At 69.7% G+C, this 17,463-nt stretch carries 20 protein-coding genes; 12 read left to right on the top strand and 8 right to left on the bottom strand.

Going from position 1 to position 17,463, the window contains the following annotated elements:
* Positions 1-37: 37 nt before the first annotated feature.
* The 3 genes from ACIGA3_RS16840 to ACIGA3_RS16850 are packed head-to-tail and all read right to left on the bottom strand — an operon-like array spanning position 38 to position 1,683.
* On the bottom strand, positions 38-697 hold the full coding sequence (locus ACIGA3_RS16840) for a DUF5063 domain-containing protein (RefSeq protein ID WP_399715817.1): 660 nt from the start codon (positions 695-697) through the stop codon (positions 38-40).
* A complete protein-coding gene (recR, locus tag ACIGA3_RS16845; RefSeq protein WP_399715820.1) occupies positions 690-1,289 on the bottom strand; it encodes a recombination mediator RecR in 600 nt (199 codons plus the stop codon). Before recR ends, ACIGA3_RS16840 begins: the two co-directional genes overlap by 8 nt.
* A gap of 52 nt (positions 1,290-1,341) precedes the next feature.
* Positions 1,342-1,683, bottom strand: coding sequence for a YbaB/EbfC family nucleoid-associated protein (locus ACIGA3_RS16850; protein ID WP_399715823.1), 342 nt, complete (start codon positions 1,681-1,683; stop codon positions 1,342-1,344).
* Positions 1,684-1,933: 250 nt separating this feature from the next.
* On the opposite strand from ACIGA3_RS16850, the gene ACIGA3_RS16855 reads away from it, so the two are divergent.
* A complete protein-coding gene (locus ACIGA3_RS16855) occupies positions 1,934-2,839 on the top strand; it encodes an SLATT domain-containing protein (protein WP_399715826.1) in 906 nt (301 codons plus the stop codon).
* Positions 2,840-2,975: 136 nt separating this feature from the next.
* Here the strand turns inward: ACIGA3_RS16855 and ACIGA3_RS16860 are convergent, their stop codons facing one another.
* Positions 2,976-3,371, bottom strand: a complete 396-nt coding sequence (locus ACIGA3_RS16860; protein WP_399715829.1) for a hypothetical protein — start codon at positions 3,369-3,371, stop codon at positions 2,976-2,978.
* Positions 3,372-3,914: 543 nt separating this feature from the next.
* Here ACIGA3_RS16860 and ACIGA3_RS16865 point away from each other — a divergent pair.
* On the top strand, positions 3,915-5,300 hold the full coding sequence (locus tag ACIGA3_RS16865) for an aspartate aminotransferase family protein (protein WP_399715832.1): 1,386 nt from the start codon (positions 3,915-3,917) through the stop codon (positions 5,298-5,300).
* Between the two features lie 5 nt (positions 5,301-5,305).
* Here ACIGA3_RS16865 and ACIGA3_RS16870 read toward each other — a convergent pair whose 3' ends face one another.
* The gene (locus ACIGA3_RS16870) at positions 5,306-6,775 is read right to left on the bottom strand and encodes an FAD-dependent monooxygenase (protein WP_399716656.1); all 1,470 of its coding nucleotides are present in this window, start codon (positions 6,773-6,775) and stop codon (positions 5,306-5,308) included.
* A 62-nt stretch (positions 6,776-6,837) separates the two neighbouring features.
* Here ACIGA3_RS16870 and ACIGA3_RS16875 point away from each other — a divergent pair, with 62 nt between their 5' ends.
* From ACIGA3_RS16875 to ACIGA3_RS16900, 6 genes are all read left to right on the top strand, one after another.
* Positions 6,838-7,545 (top strand): TetR/AcrR family transcriptional regulator, encoded by a 708-nt coding sequence (locus ACIGA3_RS16875; RefSeq protein WP_399715835.1) that lies wholly within the window; start codon positions 6,838-6,840, stop codon positions 7,543-7,545.
* 152 nt (positions 7,546-7,697) lie between these two features.
* On the top strand, positions 7,698-8,390 hold the full coding sequence (locus ACIGA3_RS16880; protein ID WP_399715838.1) for a GntR family transcriptional regulator: 693 nt from the start codon (positions 7,698-7,700) through the stop codon (positions 8,388-8,390).
* Between the two features lie 340 nt (positions 8,391-8,730).
* Positions 8,731-9,255 (top strand): Imm1 family immunity protein, encoded by a 525-nt coding sequence (locus ACIGA3_RS16885; RefSeq protein WP_399715841.1) that lies wholly within the window; start codon positions 8,731-8,733, stop codon positions 9,253-9,255.
* Positions 9,256-9,855: 600 nt separating this feature from the next.
* The gene (locus ACIGA3_RS16890; protein ID WP_399715844.1) at positions 9,856-10,146 is read left to right on the top strand and encodes a hypothetical protein; all 291 of its coding nucleotides are present in this window, start codon (positions 9,856-9,858) and stop codon (positions 10,144-10,146) included.
* 63 nt (positions 10,147-10,209) lie between these two features.
* The gene (locus ACIGA3_RS16895; protein ID WP_399716659.1) at positions 10,210-10,353 is read left to right on the top strand and encodes an Imm1 family immunity protein; all 144 of its coding nucleotides are present in this window, start codon (positions 10,210-10,212) and stop codon (positions 10,351-10,353) included.
* A gap of 398 nt (positions 10,354-10,751) precedes the next feature.
* Positions 10,752-11,648, top strand: a complete 897-nt coding sequence (locus ACIGA3_RS16900) for a LysR family transcriptional regulator (protein ID WP_399715847.1) — start codon at positions 10,752-10,754, stop codon at positions 11,646-11,648.
* A 25-nt stretch (positions 11,649-11,673) separates the two neighbouring features.
* Here the strand turns inward: ACIGA3_RS16900 and ACIGA3_RS16905 are convergent, their stop codons facing one another.
* Positions 11,674-12,444, bottom strand: coding sequence for an oxidoreductase (locus tag ACIGA3_RS16905; protein ID WP_399715849.1), 771 nt, complete (start codon positions 12,442-12,444; stop codon positions 11,674-11,676).
* A gap of 201 nt (positions 12,445-12,645) precedes the next feature.
* On the opposite strand from ACIGA3_RS16905, the gene ACIGA3_RS16910 reads away from it, so the two are divergent.
* Positions 12,646-13,296 (top strand): hypothetical protein, encoded by a 651-nt coding sequence (locus tag ACIGA3_RS16910; protein ID WP_399715851.1) that lies wholly within the window; start codon positions 12,646-12,648, stop codon positions 13,294-13,296.
* Here the strand turns inward: ACIGA3_RS16910 and ACIGA3_RS16915 are convergent.
* Entirely contained in the window at positions 13,289-13,717 is a 429-nt protein-coding gene (locus tag ACIGA3_RS16915) for a hypothetical protein (RefSeq protein WP_399715854.1), read from the bottom strand. The genes ACIGA3_RS16910 and ACIGA3_RS16915 overlap by 8 nt on opposite strands.
* Positions 13,718-13,841: 124 nt before the next feature.
* Here ACIGA3_RS16915 and ACIGA3_RS16920 point away from each other — a divergent pair, with 124 nt between their 5' ends.
* Both ACIGA3_RS16920 and ACIGA3_RS16925 read left to right on the top strand, forming a co-directional pair.
* Positions 13,842-14,681 (top strand): Scr1 family TA system antitoxin-like transcriptional regulator, encoded by an 840-nt coding sequence (locus ACIGA3_RS16920; protein ID WP_399716661.1) that lies wholly within the window; start codon positions 13,842-13,844, stop codon positions 14,679-14,681.
* Positions 14,678-14,920, top strand: coding sequence for a DUF397 domain-containing protein (locus ACIGA3_RS16925; RefSeq protein WP_399715857.1), 243 nt, complete (start codon positions 14,678-14,680; stop codon positions 14,918-14,920). The genes ACIGA3_RS16920 and ACIGA3_RS16925 overlap by 4 nt, the downstream gene beginning before the upstream one ends.
* Before the next feature lie 261 nt (positions 14,921-15,181).
* On the opposite strand, the gene ACIGA3_RS16930 is transcribed toward ACIGA3_RS16925, so the two are convergent.
* Positions 15,182-16,465: an adenylosuccinate synthase gene (locus ACIGA3_RS16930; RefSeq protein ID WP_399715859.1), complete on the bottom strand. Its 1,284-nt coding sequence runs from the start codon at positions 16,463-16,465 to the stop codon at positions 15,182-15,184.
* A gap of 186 nt (positions 16,466-16,651) precedes the next feature.
* Here ACIGA3_RS16930 and ACIGA3_RS16935 point away from each other — a divergent pair, with 186 nt between their 5' ends.
* The gene (locus ACIGA3_RS16935; protein ID WP_399715862.1) at positions 16,652-17,440 is read left to right on the top strand and encodes a diacylglycerol kinase family protein; all 789 of its coding nucleotides are present in this window, start codon (positions 16,652-16,654) and stop codon (positions 17,438-17,440) included.
* Positions 17,441-17,463 lie beyond the last annotated feature (23 nt).

A 17,463-nucleotide genomic window follows, 5' to 3' on the forward strand; every position in this document is an offset into this window, starting at 1 on the left:
CGGAAAGTGCCCCGCGTCACAGCGCGTACGAGCTGGGTCAGTGCACCTGGCGGATGCCGAGCGGGGTGCCGATCTCCTCGGCCATGACGCGGCCCGCCTCCACCTCCAGCGCCTCGTCGCCCAGGTCCTGGTCGGTGTCGAGGCCGTCCAGCTCCTCCAGGGGCTGGTTGAGGCGGACGTGGATCAGGACGGACTGGAGGGCGCGCAGTACGGCGGAGGCGGTGGGACCCCAGTTGGAGAAGTAGGAGAACTGCCACCACCACATGGCCTCGGCGGTGCGGCCCGCGCGGTAGTGGACCATGCCGTGGCGCAGGTCGGTGATGACGTCCGCGAGGTCGTCGGAGATCCGGGCGGCGACCGGCGCGGTGCGGGGCGCGTAGGGGTCGAAGACCTCGGAGTAGACGTCGACCGGGTCCAGCAGGCGGGCCAGGTTCTCGCGCAGACCGTCCGCGTCGACCTCGGGGCCGGGGTCGGGCTCGTAGCGCTCGTCGGGGACGAAGTCCTCGTGCGCGCCGAGGCGGCCGCCGGCCAGCAGCAGCTGGGAGACCTCCAGCAGCAGGAAGGGCACGGTGGAACCGGGCTCGTCACCCTTGGCGACCTCGGTCACGGCGACCAGGAAGCTCTCCACCTGGTCGGCGATCTGGACCGCGAAGTCGTCCGGGTTCCGTGACGTGGCGTGCAGCGTGGCGTCAGACATCTAGGAGTCGTCTCCCCTCGAAGGCGCGGCCGAGGGTGACCTCGTCCGCGTATTCCAGGTCCCCGCCTACCGGGAGGCCGCTGGCCAGGCGGGTGACCTTCAGACCCATGGGCTTGATCATGCGGGCGAGGTACGTCGCCGTGGCCTCGCCTTCGAGATTGGGGTCGGTGGCGAGGATCAGCTCCGTGACGGCGCCGTCGGCGAGGCGGGCCAGGAGTTCCCTGATCCGCAGATCGTCCGGGCCGACGCCCTCGATGGGGCTGATGGCGCCGCCCAGGACGTGGTAACGGCCCCGGAACTCACGGGTGCGCTCGATGGCCACGACGTCCTTGGGCTCCTCGACCGCGCAGATGACCGAGGGGTCGCGGCGCGGGTCGCGGCAGATGTTGCACAGCTCTTCCTGCGCCACGTTGCCGCAGGCCGCGCAGAAGCGGACCTTGGCCTTGACCTCCAGGAGGGCCTGCGCGAGCCGTTTGACGTCCGTCGGCTCGGCCTGGAGGACGTGGAAGGCGATCCGCTGCGCGCTCTTGGGACCGACGCCGGGGAGCCGCCCCAGCTCGTCGATGAGGTCCTGGACCACGCCTTCGTACAACGGACTGCCTTTCCTTCAAGACCTTGCGGTACGTACGGTAGTTGCCCCGGCGTCAGAAAGGCAGACCGGGGATGCCGCCGCCGCCGAGTCCCTCGGCCAGCGGGCCGAGCTTCTGCTGCTGGAGAGCCTGCGCGTTCTCGTTCGCCGCCTGCACGGCCGCGACGACGAGGTCCGCGAGGGTCTCGGTGTCCTCCGGGTCCACGGCCTTCGGGTCGATCTTCAGCCCGCGCAGCTCGCCGGAGCCGGTCACGGTCGCCCGGACCAGGCCGCCGCCCGCCTGGCCGTCGACCTCCGTGTTCGCCAGCTCCTCCTGGGCCCGCTGAAGGTCCTGCTGCATCTTCTGGGCCTGCTGGAGCAACTGCTGCATGTCGGGCTGGCCGCCACCGGGAATCACGGGGTTCTCCTGTCTCTCTCGCACCACTTCTCTGCTCGGCACGAGCCTACGTGGTCCGGGCGGCCCTCGCCCTGCCACTCTTTCGGGTGAGATCGCCTCCGGCCCCCTACCTGATCAAACCCCTCTTCCGGGCGTACCACCCCGCGATCGTGGCCCCCCGCCACCCGTTGAGCGGTAGGAAGGACACTTCGCGCCGCCACGGGGTGTGACGGCCGCGCGATCGGTGTTCATGTTCAGTAGGGAGTGCCGGGTGGGTCAGCCGGAGCAGCAACCCGACCGTCCGCCGCAGGAGGGCCGCGACGGAGCCTCGGGCACTCCTCTTCCCAGAGACCAGGGGTCTGACGGGGCGCGGCCCTGTGATCTCGACGTGAGCGGACCTCGACCGGGAGACCCGGGAGACCCGGGCACGGGTACGGGTGCGTCCGGGCCGGACGAGCCGGGTGAGGACGCGTCCCGGCGCACCGGGCGGAACGCGTCCGGGCCGCTGCCCGGTGATCTGGTGGGGCGGGCGTTGCCGCTCGGGGACTGGGGGGAGCCCGCGGAGCGGCTGGACGAGTTGTACCGGTGGGTGGAGCGGGGGGCGCTGCGTACGGCGGACTGGTATCTCGCGGACCGGGTGTGGCGCCGCCGGGCGGCACGGGGCCTGCGGGGCGGTACGGCGGCGGGGGTGGTGGTCGGGGCGGCGCTCCCCCTGCTGGACGCGACCGGCGCGGTGTCGGGGTGCGCGCCCTGGGGCTACCTGGCGCTGCTGCTGGGGGCGGCGTGCGCCGGCGTGGACCGTTGCTTCGGGCTGACCTCTGGCTGGATGCGGGACCTGGGCACGGCGCAGGCGGTCCAACGGCGTCTGCAGGCACTCCAGTTCGACTGGGCGTCGGAGAGCGCGCGTGAGGTGCTGGGTCCTGCGGAGGGCACCTCGGGAGAGGCGGCGGAACGGTGCCTGGCCATCCTGCGCCGCTTCTCGGAGGACGTGACGGAGCTGGTCCGTACGGAGACGACGGACTGGATGCAGGAGTTCCGCAAGGGCCACCCCCCGGTGTCCTCACCCCCGCCCCTCCAACCCGCCCGCCCGGACCCCACCCCCGTCTCCCGCTACTTGTCCCCACCCCCCGGCACCCGCCCCAACATGCCCCGCCAACGCCCTCCGGACCCCCGCTAGCGGCTCCGCCGGGGGGCGACGTACGGGATTGGTGTCGCCCGGTGGGACGTAGCGGTCGGTCTCGGTGTGGGGGTCGAGCCGTCGGATCTTCCCGGGCGCCGCTTCACCTGTCGGGAGACGCGGACGGAGTACGGCGTCATTCAGTCCTGCTTCCGACCGGGCTGACGCGGCTGTATGTCACGGCTTCCGCACCGGCCGGCCCCGTTCGCTTCAGGCGGCCGTCCGGGAGGAGGGTGAGGGTGGTGGGGATGTCGGGGGCGCAGGAGGAGAGGGGGGCTCCGGAGGTCACCGTGGCGGCGGTGAGCCGCAACTTGCCCTCGGCGCCCGGTTTCCGGGCCAGGGACGCGGCGAACACGCAGTGCTGGACGGCCCCGTCCGCGACCAAGGTGAGTACGCGCTCGCCGACCCGCCCCTGGGCCAGGGTGAGCCGGTGCGTGCCTGCCCCGTCGACACGGGCTTCCCACCTGCCGAGGTAGCGCTCCGGAACGTCCCCTCCAGTGGAGCCGGGCGCAACGGTCGCCGTGTCCGACACCCCGCCACCCCGTAGCAACGTGTACAGGGTCCCCCCGGCCCCCAGGGCGACGACCAGCGCGACCACGACGAGCAACCACGTCGACCGCCGGTCCCGCGCACCCCCCTCCGCCTCGGCCCCGACCGGCTGCGGATGCCCATGGGCAGCGACCGCCCACCCCCGCCCGTCCCCCACAGCCGCATGCTCCCGCCCCCCGCCGGCACCACCCGCATCCGCATCCGCATCCGCATCCGCATCCGCATCCGCCGAGGGTTGCACGGGTGGAAGCGCGGACCCGGCCGGAGGCCGAGTGCCCGCACCCGCGCCCGCGCCGAACACCCAGTCCCAGTCCTCCCCCGGCCCCAACTCCCGCATCCCACAACCGCCTTCCCCCGAAGCGCGCCAACGGCCCGAGGATAGTGCGGGCATACGGGACAGGGCTGCACCCCGCCTGACATCCCGCGAAACACGTCCCCACTCACGACAACCTGTCGCGCATCCCGCCCCCGCCCGCAACAGACCGCCGATGTCGCCGGCCCGCCCGCACCCCCTACCCTCACCCGCATGACGCCTCAGCCGAACCCGGAGCAGACCCCCACCCCCGACCCCGAGACCGGCGCCGCCGTGAAGGCCGCCGACCGGGCGCACGTGTTCCACTCCTGGTCCGCGCAGGACCTGATCGACCCGCTGGCCGTCGCGGGCGCGGAGGGCTCGTACTTCTGGGACTACGACGGCAAGCGGTATCTGGACTTCACCAGCGGGCTGGTGTTCACGAACATCGGCTACCAGCACCCGGAGGTCGTCGCCGCGATCCAGGAGCAGGCGGGGCGGATGACGACGTTCGCGCCGGCGTTCGCGGTGGAGGCCCGGTCGGAGGCGGCGCGGCTGATCGCGGAGCGTACGCCGGGCGACCTGGACAAGATCTTCTTCACCAACGCGGGCGCGGACGCGGTGGAGCACGCGACGCGGATGGCGCGGCTGCACACCGGCCGGCCCAAGGTGCTGTCGGCGTACCGGTCGTACCACGGCGGCACCCAGCAGGCGGTGAACCTCACCGGCGACCCGCGCCGCTGGCCGTCGGACAACGGCAGCGCGGGCGTGGTCCACTTCTGGGCGCCCTTCCTGTACCGCTCCCGCTTCTACGCGGAGACGGAGGAGCAGGAGTGCGCGCGGGCGCTGGAGCACCTGGAGACGACGATTCGCTTCGAGGGGCCCGGCACGATCGCGGCGGTCATCCTGGAGACGATCCCCGGTACGGCCGGGATCATGGTGCCCCCGCCGGGTTACCTCGCCGGGGTCCGCGAGATCTGCGACCGCCATGGCATCGTGTTCGTCCTGGACGAGGTGATGGCCGGGTTCGGCCGGACCGGCGAGTGGTTCGCGGCGGACCTGTCGGGGGTCGTCCCGGATCTGATGACCTTCGCCAAGGGCGTGAACTCGGGGTACGTCCCCCTAGGGGGTGTCGCCATCTCCGGGGCCATCGCGGAGACCTTCGCGAAGCGCCCGTACCCCGGCGGCCTGACGTACTCCGGGCACCCGCTGGCCTGCGCGGCGGCGGTCGCCACGATCAACGTCATGGCCCGCGAGGGCATCGTGGAGAACGCGAAGCGCCTCGGCGAGACGGTCCTCGGCCCCGCCCTGGCCACCCTCGCCGAGCGCCACCCCAGCGTGGGCGAGGTACGCGGTACGGGCATGTTCTGGGCCCTGGAGCTGGTCAAGAACCGCGAGACCCGCGAACCCCTGGTCCCCTACAACGCCGCCGGTGAGGCCAACGCCCCCATGGCCGCGTTCGCCGCCACCGCGAAGAAGAACGGCATCTGGCCCTTCGTGAACATGAACCGCACCCACGTGGTCCCGCCCTGCAACATCACCGAGCCCGAACTGAAGGAGGGCTTGGCAGCGCTGGACGCCGCGCTGGCCACGGCGGACGAATACACCACGTCTGGCTGACCAGGTCAGAACCCTTCCCCAGCCCACTGGCGGAGGGCTGGTTCCAGGCCGACGGGGTCGGTGGTGTCGGAGGCCCACGCCACCACCCCGTCCGGCCGGACCAGCACCCCCGAGACCCCCGCGCTGTCGTCCCGGACCACCCGCGCCCGGCCCTTCGCCAGGTTGGCGAACGAGCCCTCCGGCGTGCGGTCCAGGAGGAGGAAGCCGCCCTCGTGGGCGTGGTCGGCCAGGCGGGTGCCGTTGCTCAGAACCACGTCGGGGACGTAGCGGCCCGTCCACGGGTGGGTGCCCGGCAAGGGCACCCGTTGCGTCACGCCCGCGATCTGCTTCACCGCGTACGTCGTGCCGTCCCGCGTGGCCAGCAGGTCCGCCAACACCCCCCGCAGCGCCCCCGACTTGGGGTCGCCCCGCAGGATGCCGATCTGGGCCCGTGTCCAGTCCAGGACCCACGCGCCCACCGGACGGCGTTCGGCGTCGTAGGTGTCGAGCAGGGCGTCCGGGGACCGGCCGGAGATCACCGCCGCCAGCTTCCAGCCCAGGTTCACCGCGTCCCCCACTCCCAGGTTCAGGCCCTGGCCGCCGAAGGGAGGGTGGACGTGGGCCGCGTCGCCCGCCAGCAGGACGCGGCCCGCGCGGTACGTCGACGCCTGGCGGGTGTTGTCCGTCCAGCGGGTCGGGGTGGCGCGCAACCCCGTCAACGTGACGTCGGTGCCCGAGACCCGGCGAAGGCTCGCCCGGACGTCCGCGAGGGTGACCGGGGCCGCGCGGTCGGCCGGTCCGCCGTCGAACTCGACGGTGGCGACGCGGCCGGGCTGGGGGCCGTAGCGGTAGACGCCGTGGGGCGACCACGACCAGCCGTCGGCCAGTTTCTCCGGGTCGGCGATGTCGACGACCGCCTGGTAGCCGGTGATCTCGGGGGCGGTGCCGGGGAAGGCGATGCCCGCGAGGCGGCGTACGGCGCTGTGGCCGCCGTCGCAGCCGACGAGCCAACCGGTGCGCAGCGGGCCGGAGCTGGTGCCGACGAGGACACCTTCACCGGTGTCCTCCAGCGCGGTCACCTCCACACCGCGCCGCACCAGAACCCCGAGCCGTTCGGCGTGCCCGGCGAGCAGCGCCTCCAGCCGCGGCTGGGGCACCATCCGCGCCCCGTCCACAGCGGTGTGGGCGGCCAGCTCGGGGTCCGCCCAGTCCACCAGGCCGGGATCGAGGGGCATCCCCGCGAAGTGCCCGGTGAAGCGGAAGCCGCCGGAAGATCCCAGCGTCTCCCGCTGGATCTGCTCGACGGCGGGCAGCAGCCCCCGCCGGTCCAGCGCCTCGGCCGTCGGCACGTTGATCGACTGCGCCTTCATCGCCGGGTCGGGCGAGTCCCGCCGTTCGAGTACCTGTACCGAGATCCCGGCGAGCGCCAGCTCGGCGGCGAGAGCAAGCCCCACCGGGCCGGCGCCGACCACGGTCACATCCACGTCCACATCCATATCCGCGTTCACGAACAGTGTTCTATGTACGAACATCGTTCGTGTCAAGTTATAGTGATCCCGTGAACGCGAGAGAGCGCCGCACGGCACGCCACCAGCCGCCGTCCCCCGAAGAGGCCAGGCCCCGCCGCCGCAAGGACCCGATCACCGTGGAGCAGGTGGTCGACACCGCGCTCGGCATCATCGCCACGGAGGGCTACGACGCCCTGACCATGCGCCGCCTGTCCGCCGCCCTGGACACCGGCCCCGCCTCGCTCTACGCCCACGTGGTCAACAAGGCCGACCTGGACGAGCTGCTCATCGGCCGCCTGTGCGCGAGGCTCGCCCTCCCCGAGCCCGACCCGGCGGCCTGGCGGGAGCAGATCAGGGGCGTCTGCGAGGAGCTGCGCGACCAGTACCTGAAGTACCCCGGCATCTCCCGCGCCGCGCTCGCCATGGCCCCCACCGACCTGGAGGCCCTCCGCGTCAGCGAGGGCATGCTCGCGCTCCTGCTCACGGCCGGCATCGCCCCCCAGCGCGCCGCCTGGGCCATCGACGCGCTGCTGCTGTACGTGGCCGCCTACTGCCTGGAACTCTCCGTGGCGCACCGCAGGGCCGAACAGGGCGACGCCGTCTGGCCCGCCGACCGCGACGAACTGGTACGCCGGATCACGGCCCTCCCCGCCGCCTCCTTCCCGCACACGACCCGCCACGCGGCCGAGCTGACCTCGGGCACGGGTCACGACCGGTTCGACTTCACGGTGGGCCTGATGATCGACGGCCTCGCCTAAAGCAACTCACACACCATCCCCCCACACATAAAGGGCACCGGGGCTGATGCCCGGCAGGGTTGAACGCGTAAGGTGACGTGCTCGTAAGGGGTAGTGGAAATAGGCACGTACGTACGAGACCGGCCCCATTGGTGTGAGGAGAACCCGGGACGATGCCCGGCTACGGCGCTGTGACGCGCAGTACCTTGCGGCAGCAGATCGCCGACGCGCTGCGTGACGAGGTGCTGGCCGGGCGGCTGCTGCCGGGGCGGGCGTTCACCGTGAAGGAGATCGCGGACCAGTACGGGGTGTCCGCGACGCCCGTACGGGAGGCCCTGGTCGACCTGTCGGCGCAGGCCCTGCTGGAGGCCGACCACCACCGGGGTTTCCGGGTGCCGGAGTACTCCCTCGCCGACTACCGGGGCATGATCGAGGCCCGTTCACTGGTCACCGAGGGCATGTTCCACGTGCTCAGCCAGGGGCACTCCGCCTTCGCGCACCCCGACGACCCGAACACCGCCGCCGCGCTGGCGACCGTGCGGCGCCGGGGCGAGGAGGCCCAGCGGGCGAACTCGGCGGGCGACCTCACCGTGCTCATCGGCTACGACCTCCGCTTCTGGCGCGAGCTGAGCGTGCTGTTCGGCAACCCCTACCTCGCCGAGTTCCTGCACCGCCTCCGCGTCCGCTCCTGGGTCTGCGCGGTCCAGCACCTCCGCCGCCTCCCCGAGGTACGCGGCCGCCTGTGGGCCGGCCACATAGACCTGGTCGACGCCCTGTCGAACCACGACCCCGAGGCCGCCCGCGACATCGTTGCCGCGGCCAACGCCCACGCGTTGGAGATGGTCGAACAACTCGCGGACGGCTAGGCCCACTTCCGGCGTGAGCGCGGTACCTCTCCGTAAGTTCCGTGCAGAAGGTGCCCCACCGTGAACGCGGTCTGGGCCCACAGGCACTACCGGCTGGCCGGGACCGACGGAAGCAGCAGGGGCCACTCCGAAACTCGGCGTGGCCCACCAGAAAGAAGCTGTCTCTCTGGAGACCCACGATGCCACGGCCTTTGCGGACCCGAGAACCGTATTGCCGCTCGCTTCCCTAAGGTTAGCAATCGAAGAGTACTGCCTTACTGAACCGAGATTCCGGCCGGAAGCTATCCCGCGTATCCTGTCGGGAGGTTAGTAAGGTCTTGCACGGAAGAAGGTAGCGATAGTGGCGCTCAAAGTACTCGGAGACGAGCCGATATACCTGGAGACCGAACGTGAGATGCGCCAATATCTCGACTCGATCTTTTCCAAAGGCTCGCACTCCGAATCCCTTGCGAACGTCGACTTCCAAATCGTGCAGAACACATCGGCCGACAGGGTCGCCCGCAATATTATATCGGCTCCAGATAACGTACTCTCAATCGGAATCGACCACTGCACGGGATACGGAGGTATCCTCTGGTACTGCGACGGCGAGATGATCGATCGAGTAGCAGAATCCTCCGGCACTGACGTCGCGAGAAACGCCTGGGTTTCATTGAACGAGAATCCTCCGAAAACAGATCCACGGGTCCTCTCCGATCCCTCGTGCCCTAGTTTTTTCGACAGAGTCAGCGCACTGCCGCTATTGGTCGTTCGCTTGACAGTCGAAGACTATTTCCGCGAAGGAAGTGGATTTAGACCGAGGCTGATCCAATGGACGAAGGGACACTTCACGGGCGAACTTTATACACAAACGGAAGGAGCGTAACAACACCGGTACTACACTTGAGGTTAGACTGTTTATGTGGTGGGAACAAGAAATCCCGGCGGAATCGAATCGGCCGCAGTGGAGCTGGTGCCCGCTTGAAAGCGTAGGCCCATTGCGGTTCGGCCAGAGTGTCCATGAGGTGGCTGAAGCTCTAGGGAAGCCGATTAGCGGATGGGGACCTAAGTCGCAGTGGGCTCCTTTTTCTTCTCTGGGTATTGACACCTATTATTCTCTGGAAACTGAAAAGCTGGCCGCAGTCGCTATCGACCCCTTCTGCGGACCTCAGGTCTCGTACGATGGAACACGTCTAGTGAGCCGGCTTCCTTCGGAGCTCAATCCGTGGATTGAAAAGACCGCAGAATCCCTCAAGGATACGCCTCAGGGCCTGAACGGCCTGCGCGTCGGCCTGAATGGTGAAGTTGGCCTTCCCGGCCTAGGTCTTGTTTTGCGTTGCCAGCAAAATGGTGATTACGCACGAACTCGCCCCGTTTTCGTCGCACCCGAATGGGCGGAATCTTGCACAGATAGCTGGGAAGGGTCTATCCCCCAAAGGGAATGGGGCGTTTACTGAGCCTCTTCCATCCTGTACTGAAGGGTGAAATGGTCATCGAGTACTGGGTAAACGGCACGATGAACCGCGTATCCGGACTGGGCGAAGTCGATGCCGTCGTTGCGGGGGTGTTGGGCAAGCTTGAGTCAGAGAGGTCGGTTCCCATCGGGTTCGACCCTGGTTCGACCGCCACCTTCCACGTTTTCGATCTCCCCTCGGAGTCACTCCTTCCCGACCAGGCCGAAAATTCGCTCACTGTCGGATTGAATCGGGCAACAGGCTTTGGGGGAATGATCTGGTGGGGTGAGGAAATTCCAGAAGACCCGGAACAATTCTTCTAGGTAACCAAAGGCAGAGTCGTCCCAGAATGCGATCCTCGCGTAACTGCCGACCCTGGGTACCCGCTGTGGTACCAGCATAGGAGCGTAGTTCCGTCTGCTGACGTGAAGGCGGCTATTTTGGAGTTCTGCCACAACAATGGCAGACGGCCAACGAATGTTGGGTGGGAACCCAGCACTCCGAGCGGTCAGCCGTTGCGGCCCGAATAGGCTGCTATCAATGTTGGCGCAAGATCCGCTCAGGGAGGCAGGGGCGAGCGGTGTCGGCCGTCGCCGGGGGCCGTGCTCCAGCTCGGCCCCCGAGCGAAAGATCGCCTTGTACGCGCACCTGCTCTTGAGGTCGGTGGTCCTGCGGCCGGAGTAGAGCCTGCCGCCCCCGGTAGCGACCGTCTCCGTGGTGATCGTCACCGAGCCCAGCGCCTTCATGGTGCGGTCGGCCGAGTCGAGCAGCTGCCCGGCCGGTCAGGCTAGTACCTCACCGTCTGTCACAGCGGGCGCTGACCGAATTCACGCCCGCACGGTCGCCAGGTCGGGGACCGACCGGGGAATCCGGGAAGCCGCGCGGGAGTTGCCCCGAGGGTGCTGACCCCACGGAGGGACGGGAGTCGATGAGTCTGCGGCAGTTCGAGTATGCGTTGGCTGTTGCCGAGGAGGGGTCCGTCACGGCGGCGGCGGAGCGGTTGCGAGTGGCTCAGCCGTCGATGTCTCAGCAGATCCGGGGGCTGGAGCGGGATCTCGGGGTGGAGTTGTTCGCGCGGACTCCGAGCGGGCTGACGCCCACCGTGGTCGGGCGGGCCTTTCTGCGAGAGGCGCAGGCCGCCGTGAAAGCGGCGCGTCGGGCTACGGCGACCGCGCGGGCCGGTGCGGCCGAGCTGGTCGGGGAGGTGACCGTCGCCGTGCAGATGGGCTTCGGCACACGGCAGCTTCCCGAGGCGCTCGGCGCGCTGCGCCGCCGCTTCCCCCGGCTGGAGGTCACCCTCTCCGAGGAGCCCAGCTCCGCCGAGCTGGACCGGCTGTGCCGCCGGGGCGTGCTGGACCTCGCCCTGATGGCGAAGTGCGACCGGACACCCGCCGACGCCCACCGCCTCGGGGAGGAGGAGTTCATCGTGGTGCTGCCCGCCAATAGTCCGCAACTCGCCCACCCCCGTATCGAGTTGCGCCACCTCAAAGGCGAGCCCTGGGTCCGGTTCGACCGGGACAGCGCGCTCGACGGCGTCCTCGTGGAGGCCCTGCGGGAGACCGACCCGGACCCCGACACCGTCGCCCGCGTCTCCCAGACCGCGACCGCCGTCCGCTGGGCCGCCCAGGGACTCGGCGCCACCCTCGTCCCCGCCTCGGCGGTCCCCCCGGGCCACGAGCATCTCGCGCGCCCGGTGTCCCCCGCCGTGTCCCACCCCGTCATCGCCGTGGTCCGGCACCCGGCGGGCCCGGCGGAGACGGCCCTGCTGGAATTCCTCCGCCAGGAGAACTGGGGCGGGCCGAATTCCCCCGCACCGGCCCCCTGACCGGAATTCACAGCACCTTTTTCACTCAGCCCCTCCGAAATTCCCCGCCGTCGATGACGAAATTGCTCCCGGTCACCCAGCTCGCCTGGTCGGACGCCAGGAACAGGACGGCCCGCGCGATGTCGTCGGGCAGCCCGTCGCGCCCGAGCGGTACGAGGGACTCGGCCCCGGCCTGCGTCGGGTCCAGCCGGGCCCACTGCTCCCGCGTGGCCTCGCCGCCCGGCGTGGAGACCCGGCCCGGCGTGACCGTGTTGACCCGCACCCCGGCAGGGGCCAGCTCGGCGGCCAGACCCCTGCTGTAGTTCTCCAGCGCCGCCTTCGCCGCCGTGTAGTGCAGGAACGGCGGGAAGGCGACGGGCACGGCGGCCGAGGAGATGTGCACGATCACCCCGGAACCCCGCTCCCGCATGGCTGGTGCCAGCAGCGAGTCCAGCCGCACCGAGGCCAGGAGGTTCAGGTTCAGCGCGTCCAGCCACTCCTCGTCGGGGATGGCGGTGGCGGACGCGTGCGGCTGAGCCCCGCCCGCGTTGTGGACCAGGATGTCCAGCCCGCCGAGCACATCCACAGCCGCCGCCGCGAGGTCCTCCGCGCCCCGCCGGCTCCGCACGTCGGCAGCGACGAAGCTCGCCCCCTCCGGCACCGTGCCGGACGACGAGCGCGCGGTGGTGAGCACCTCGGCGCCCGCGTCCAGGAGCCGGTGCACGATGCCCGCCCCGATGCCCCGGGAACCCCCGGTGACCAGGGCCCGCTTTCCCTTGAGTTCCGGTGTTCCCGTTCCGTTCTGGGTGGTGGCCATTTCTGCGGTCCTCTCCTCGGACAATTCACGGCGGACTTCTCTTCGAGTCGCTTCACCGTAGGTCCGGAAAAGAAGAGGAAGCAAAGACCTAATAGCAGCAGGGGGCATAGGGCTTTCCTATGCCCCGCCGTACGGACTACGCTTCCTGGTCCACCCGTGTGCGAGGGGCACCCCCGTACCGGACGATGCGAGGAGTTTTTCTTGGCCTGTGACCTGTGGCTGGTGCCGCTCGTGGATGTGCTGTGCCATACGCCGGACAACCCGTTCGCCGAGGAACTCGCGGTCTACAACAACGCGTTGGCCGCCGCCGGGCTCCCCCCGGTCCCGGTCTACCAGTACATGCCGGGGCTCAACGGCGAGGTCGCCCCGGTGGCCGGATTCGACTACGACGCCCTGCACTTCCTGCGCCGCGCCCACCTCCTCCAGCTCTGCGGCCTCCCCGTCACCCCTGTGGGGGAACTGGGCGGCGATTACGAGCAGTTGCTCGAAATGTTCGAGTCAACCGCCCAGCAGTCCCACCTGGTCTGGCACTACGACCACGCCGGCGCCTACGTCCCCCTGGACTTCCCCCAGCCCCTCTCCAGCGACGAACTCCTCGCCGGTGGAGGGCCCCTGGGCTCCTCGCACGCCCTGCTGCGCGAGCTGGAGCAGGTCGCCCCGGCCATCGGTATCGACCCGGCCAACCCGCCCGCCGCCCCGGCGCCCCCCTCGGCCCCCACCGAGCTGGAGGAGCCCGCCGGCCCCGCGCCCTACGACCCGAGCCCCTTCGCCCGTGAACGGCATGTCTGGCTCGGCCTGCACGCCGCCGCCACCCGTTCCCTCGCCCAGGGCTCGATGATCGTCTTCAGTTGAGCCCCTCGCACGGCGGCCCCTGGTCCCCGTCGAGCAGCGCCGTCCGCAGCAGCAGCGTGTGCACGAACCGGTCCGGCGCGGTCGGCGGGAACCGCCACCCCAGCGGCCACGTCTGCCCGTCCAGCGCGGGCACCGGGATGTAGCTGACGCGGTACGGGCCGCTGGTCAGCCGGGTGACCTCGGCGGGCCAGGCGTGGTGCGCCGTACTCCCCGGCGCGACGAGGAAGTAGACGCACCTCCGCCCGCTCCCCGACTCCACCACCGGCCCCGGATCACCCCCGGTCATCCGCGCCATCCGGTCCGCGATCTCCCGCCCCCGGTCCCCGTCCAGCCGGACCGCGTCGAACTGCACCCCGGCCTTGCGGAGTTGGATACCCATGGCGGGAACCCACTGGATGCCCGCGTGACTTTGCGTATTCATGCAATCAGTTTCGGCAGGCGAGGCTACGGTTTCCATGACTCTCCGTCGACTCATCGGAACGGTCGGCAGTCGGGGGCAGTCGTTGAAGACCGGTTGAGTTCGGTTGAGTCCAGGGGTGATCGCAATGGCGCGAGCGGCGAACAAGGCAGCGGCGAGCGGGACGGCGCGGATGATCGCCGCCTTCGCGAAGGCCCGGCGTGAACAGATGGGGCTGACCCAGGAAGAACTGGGCCGCCTCATCGGCTACACCGCGTCCGCGATCAGCGCGATGGAGACGTGCGCGCAGCCCGCCAGCGACAAGATGCTGATGGAACTGGAGCGGGTGCTCGGGGATGGCATGGGCATCTTCGAGATGGCCCGCAAGTTCATCCTGATGGACAAGTACCCGGCGCAGTTCCAGGACTTCGCGCTGATGGAGGCGGAGGCTGTCACGCTGTCCTCCTACCAGACCTACGTGATCGACGGTCTGTTCCAGACGCCGGACTACGCACGTGCGCTGATCGGCGGCAGCTTTCCCAAGCTCACCGACCCGAAGCTGGAGGAGTTGGTCGAGGCCCGCATCGCTCGGAGGGCCCTCTTCGATCGCGACCCGGCCGCCATGATCGAGCTGATCCTCGACGAGTCCGCGTTGAGGCGGCCGTTCGGTAGCTGGGAGATCCAGCGAGAGCAGTTGCGCTCACTCGCCGAGGACGCCGATAGGGACAACGTCAGCGTTCAAGTGCTGTCTTATGACCGGGGGTTGAAGGGTAGTCACGCCGGGGCAGCGGGAAACATGGTGCTGGTGGAGACGATGGAGCACCACCACGTTGTGTACCTGGAGAACCAGGAGCAGAGTCAGTTGGTGAGCGACCCAGCAACTGTGGCGCAACTCAGCCACCGGTATGCGAAGATCCGCACACAGGCTCTGAGCCCGGAGGACTCGGTGAGCCTCATTCGAAAGTTGGCGGGAGAAGAGCGAACATGACCAGCACCCTGCGGTGGTTCAAGTCGAGCTACAGCGACAGCACCGGTGGCCATTGCGTCGAAACCGCATACACCTGGCGCAAGTCCTCGTACAGCGACAGCCAAGGCGGCCAGTGCGTCGAAGTTGCCTCCTGCCCCGACACCATCCACGTCCGCGACTCCAAGCAGAGCAACGGCCCCCTCCTCGCCGTGACGCCCACCGCGTGGACCGCCTTCCTCACGGACGCCCGACAAGGCTGATCTCCGGCGGCCACAGCACCCCCGTACCCACCAACAGGGACGGGCCGAGGTGGAGCGGGCAGACCGGCAACGGTGACCGGTTGTGCCGCCCGACCTCGAACACCGCGGGGTCCCCGCACTCGGACACCTCGCCGTAAGGCCCCCCGCACGTTTCCCGGTCGCTGCTCATACAAGTGATTCCACCGCGCCGGACAGCGGAACGCCCGCCGAGCGCGCCCATAGGGCGGACCGGCGGGCGTACCCACGTACAGACCGTGCGGCCTAGAGGAACGAGTTGATCTCGATCGTCTCGTCGCGGCCCGGGCCGACACCGATCGCGGAGATCGGCGCGCCGGACATCTCCTCCAGCGCCTTCACGTAGTTCTGCGCGTTCTTCGGCAGGTCGGAGAAGGACTTCGCCTTGGTGATGTCCTCGGACCAGCCCGGCAGGGTCTCGTAGATCGGCTTCGCGTGGTGGAAGTCGGTCTGGGAGTAGGGGAGTTCCTCGACGCGCTTGCCGTCGATCTCGTAGGCGACACAGACGGGGATCTCGTCCCAGCCGGTGAGCACGTCGAGCTTGGTGAGGAAGAAGTCGGTGAGGCCGTTGACGCGGGTGGCGTAACGGGCGATCACCGCGTCGAACCAGCCGCAGCGACGGTCGCGGCCGGTGGTGACACCGCGCTCGCCACCGATGCGGCGCAGCGCCTCGCCGTCCTCGTCGAACAGCTCGGTCGGGAACGGACCGGCGCCGACACGCGTGGTGTACGCCTTGAGGATGCCGATGACACGGCTGATCTTCGTCGGGCCGACGCCCGCGCCGGTGCAGGCGCCTCCGGCGGTCGGGTTGGAGGAGGTGACGAAGGGGTACGTGCCGTGGTCGATGTCGAGCAGGGTGCCCTGACCGCCCTCGAACAGCACGACCTTGTCGTCCTCCAGGGCCTGGTTGAGGACCAGGACGGTGTCGGCGACGTAGGGGCGCAGCTTCTCGGCGTAGCCCAGCAGCTCCTCGACCACCTGGTCGGCGGCGATGGCGCGGCGGTTGTACAGCTTGGTGAGGACCTGGTTCTTGACGTCGAGCGCGGCCTCCACCTTCTGCTCGAGGATCGACTCGTCGTAGAGGTCCTGGACCCGGATGCCGACGCGGTTGATCTTGTCGGCGTAGGTCGGGCCGATGCCGCGGCCGGTGGTGCCGATCTTCCGCTTGCCGAGGAAGCGCTCCGCCACCTTGTCCATGCTGACGTGGTACGGCGTGATGATGTGCGCGTTACCGCTGAGCAGGAGCTTCGACGTGTCGACGCCGCGCTCGTCCAGACCGCTCAGCTCGGAGAGCAGGACCGAGGGATCGACGACGACACCGTTGCCGATGACCGGCGTACAGGTGGGAGAGAGGATTCCGGAGGGGAGGAGGTGGAGCGCGTACTTCTGGTCGCCCACGACGACCGTGTGGCCGGCGTTGTTGCCGCCCTGATAGCGCACTACATAGTCCACCGAGCCACCGAGCAGGTCGGTCGCCTTCCCCTTGCCTTCGTCACCCCACTGAGCACCGAGCAGCACAAGTGCGGGCACGCGCGTACACCCCTTCCGGGCGGGGCATGTCCATGGTCGGGGTGTGGGCGTACGCCGCTTACCCGCGACCGCCTTTGGCCGCACGACCGTCGGACCGGATGCCCCGGAATAGACGAAGCCCCTGGCGCAATAGCGCAAGGGGCTCTTGCACAAAGATGCTACCCGAGGAAGCGAGGCAGGACCGAGGTGGCGACTTCCGCGACGTCCGATCAGCTCCTTGTGATCATCGATCCGATGGCCCGGCACACGGACGGGGAGTCCGTGCGGATAGCGAAAGACGTGCTCAGCGCGGGTGCGGCGGCGAAGGTGTGCCTGCCGGACGGGCCGGAGGAATTCGCCCGCGCGCTCGGCAGAAGGGGGTCGCGGCGGCTGGTGGTCGTCGGGGACGATCGAGCACTTGTTCGAGCGGTGGGGTGGCTGCACCGGAACCGTGAGCTGGCCGGATGCGCGCTGTCCGTGGTGCCGGTCGGCTCGGCGGGGCTGGCCCGCTCCCTGGGGGTGCCGGGTGGGCCGGTCGCCTCCGCGCGGGCGGTGCTGGACGGGGTGTCCCGGCAGCTGGACCTGCTGGTGGACGACAGCGACGGCGTCGTGCTCGGCTCGCTGGGCATACCGCCCGCGTCCGTCCCCGCCGAGCCGGTGGGTGTGGGTGCCCGCCCCTGGCTGCGCACCCTGGTCCGCACCCTCGCCGTCCGCCCGGCCCGGCTCCGGGTCGAGATCGACGGCGTCACGGTGATCGACCTCGACCGCCCGGTGGAGTCGGTCTCGGTCACCCCGGGCACGCGGGGCGTCGCGGAGGTCGAGATCCGCCCGGTGTCTTTGGGCGCCGAGTCCACCCCTCTCCGCTCCTGCGGCCGCACGGTCACGGTGACGGGCGAGGACTTCCACTACCGAGCCGACGCGGACACCTCCGGCCCGGTGCGGAGGCGGACTTGGCGGGTGGCGGAGGGGGCTTGGGGGCTGGTGGTGCCGGGTTAGGGCCTGTCCGGCGGATCAGGGTG

This window comes from Streptomyces sp. NPDC085596, from assembly GCF_044541565.1.
In the GTDB taxonomy this organism is placed as follows: Bacteria; Actinomycetota; Actinomycetes; order Streptomycetales; family Streptomycetaceae; genus Streptomyces.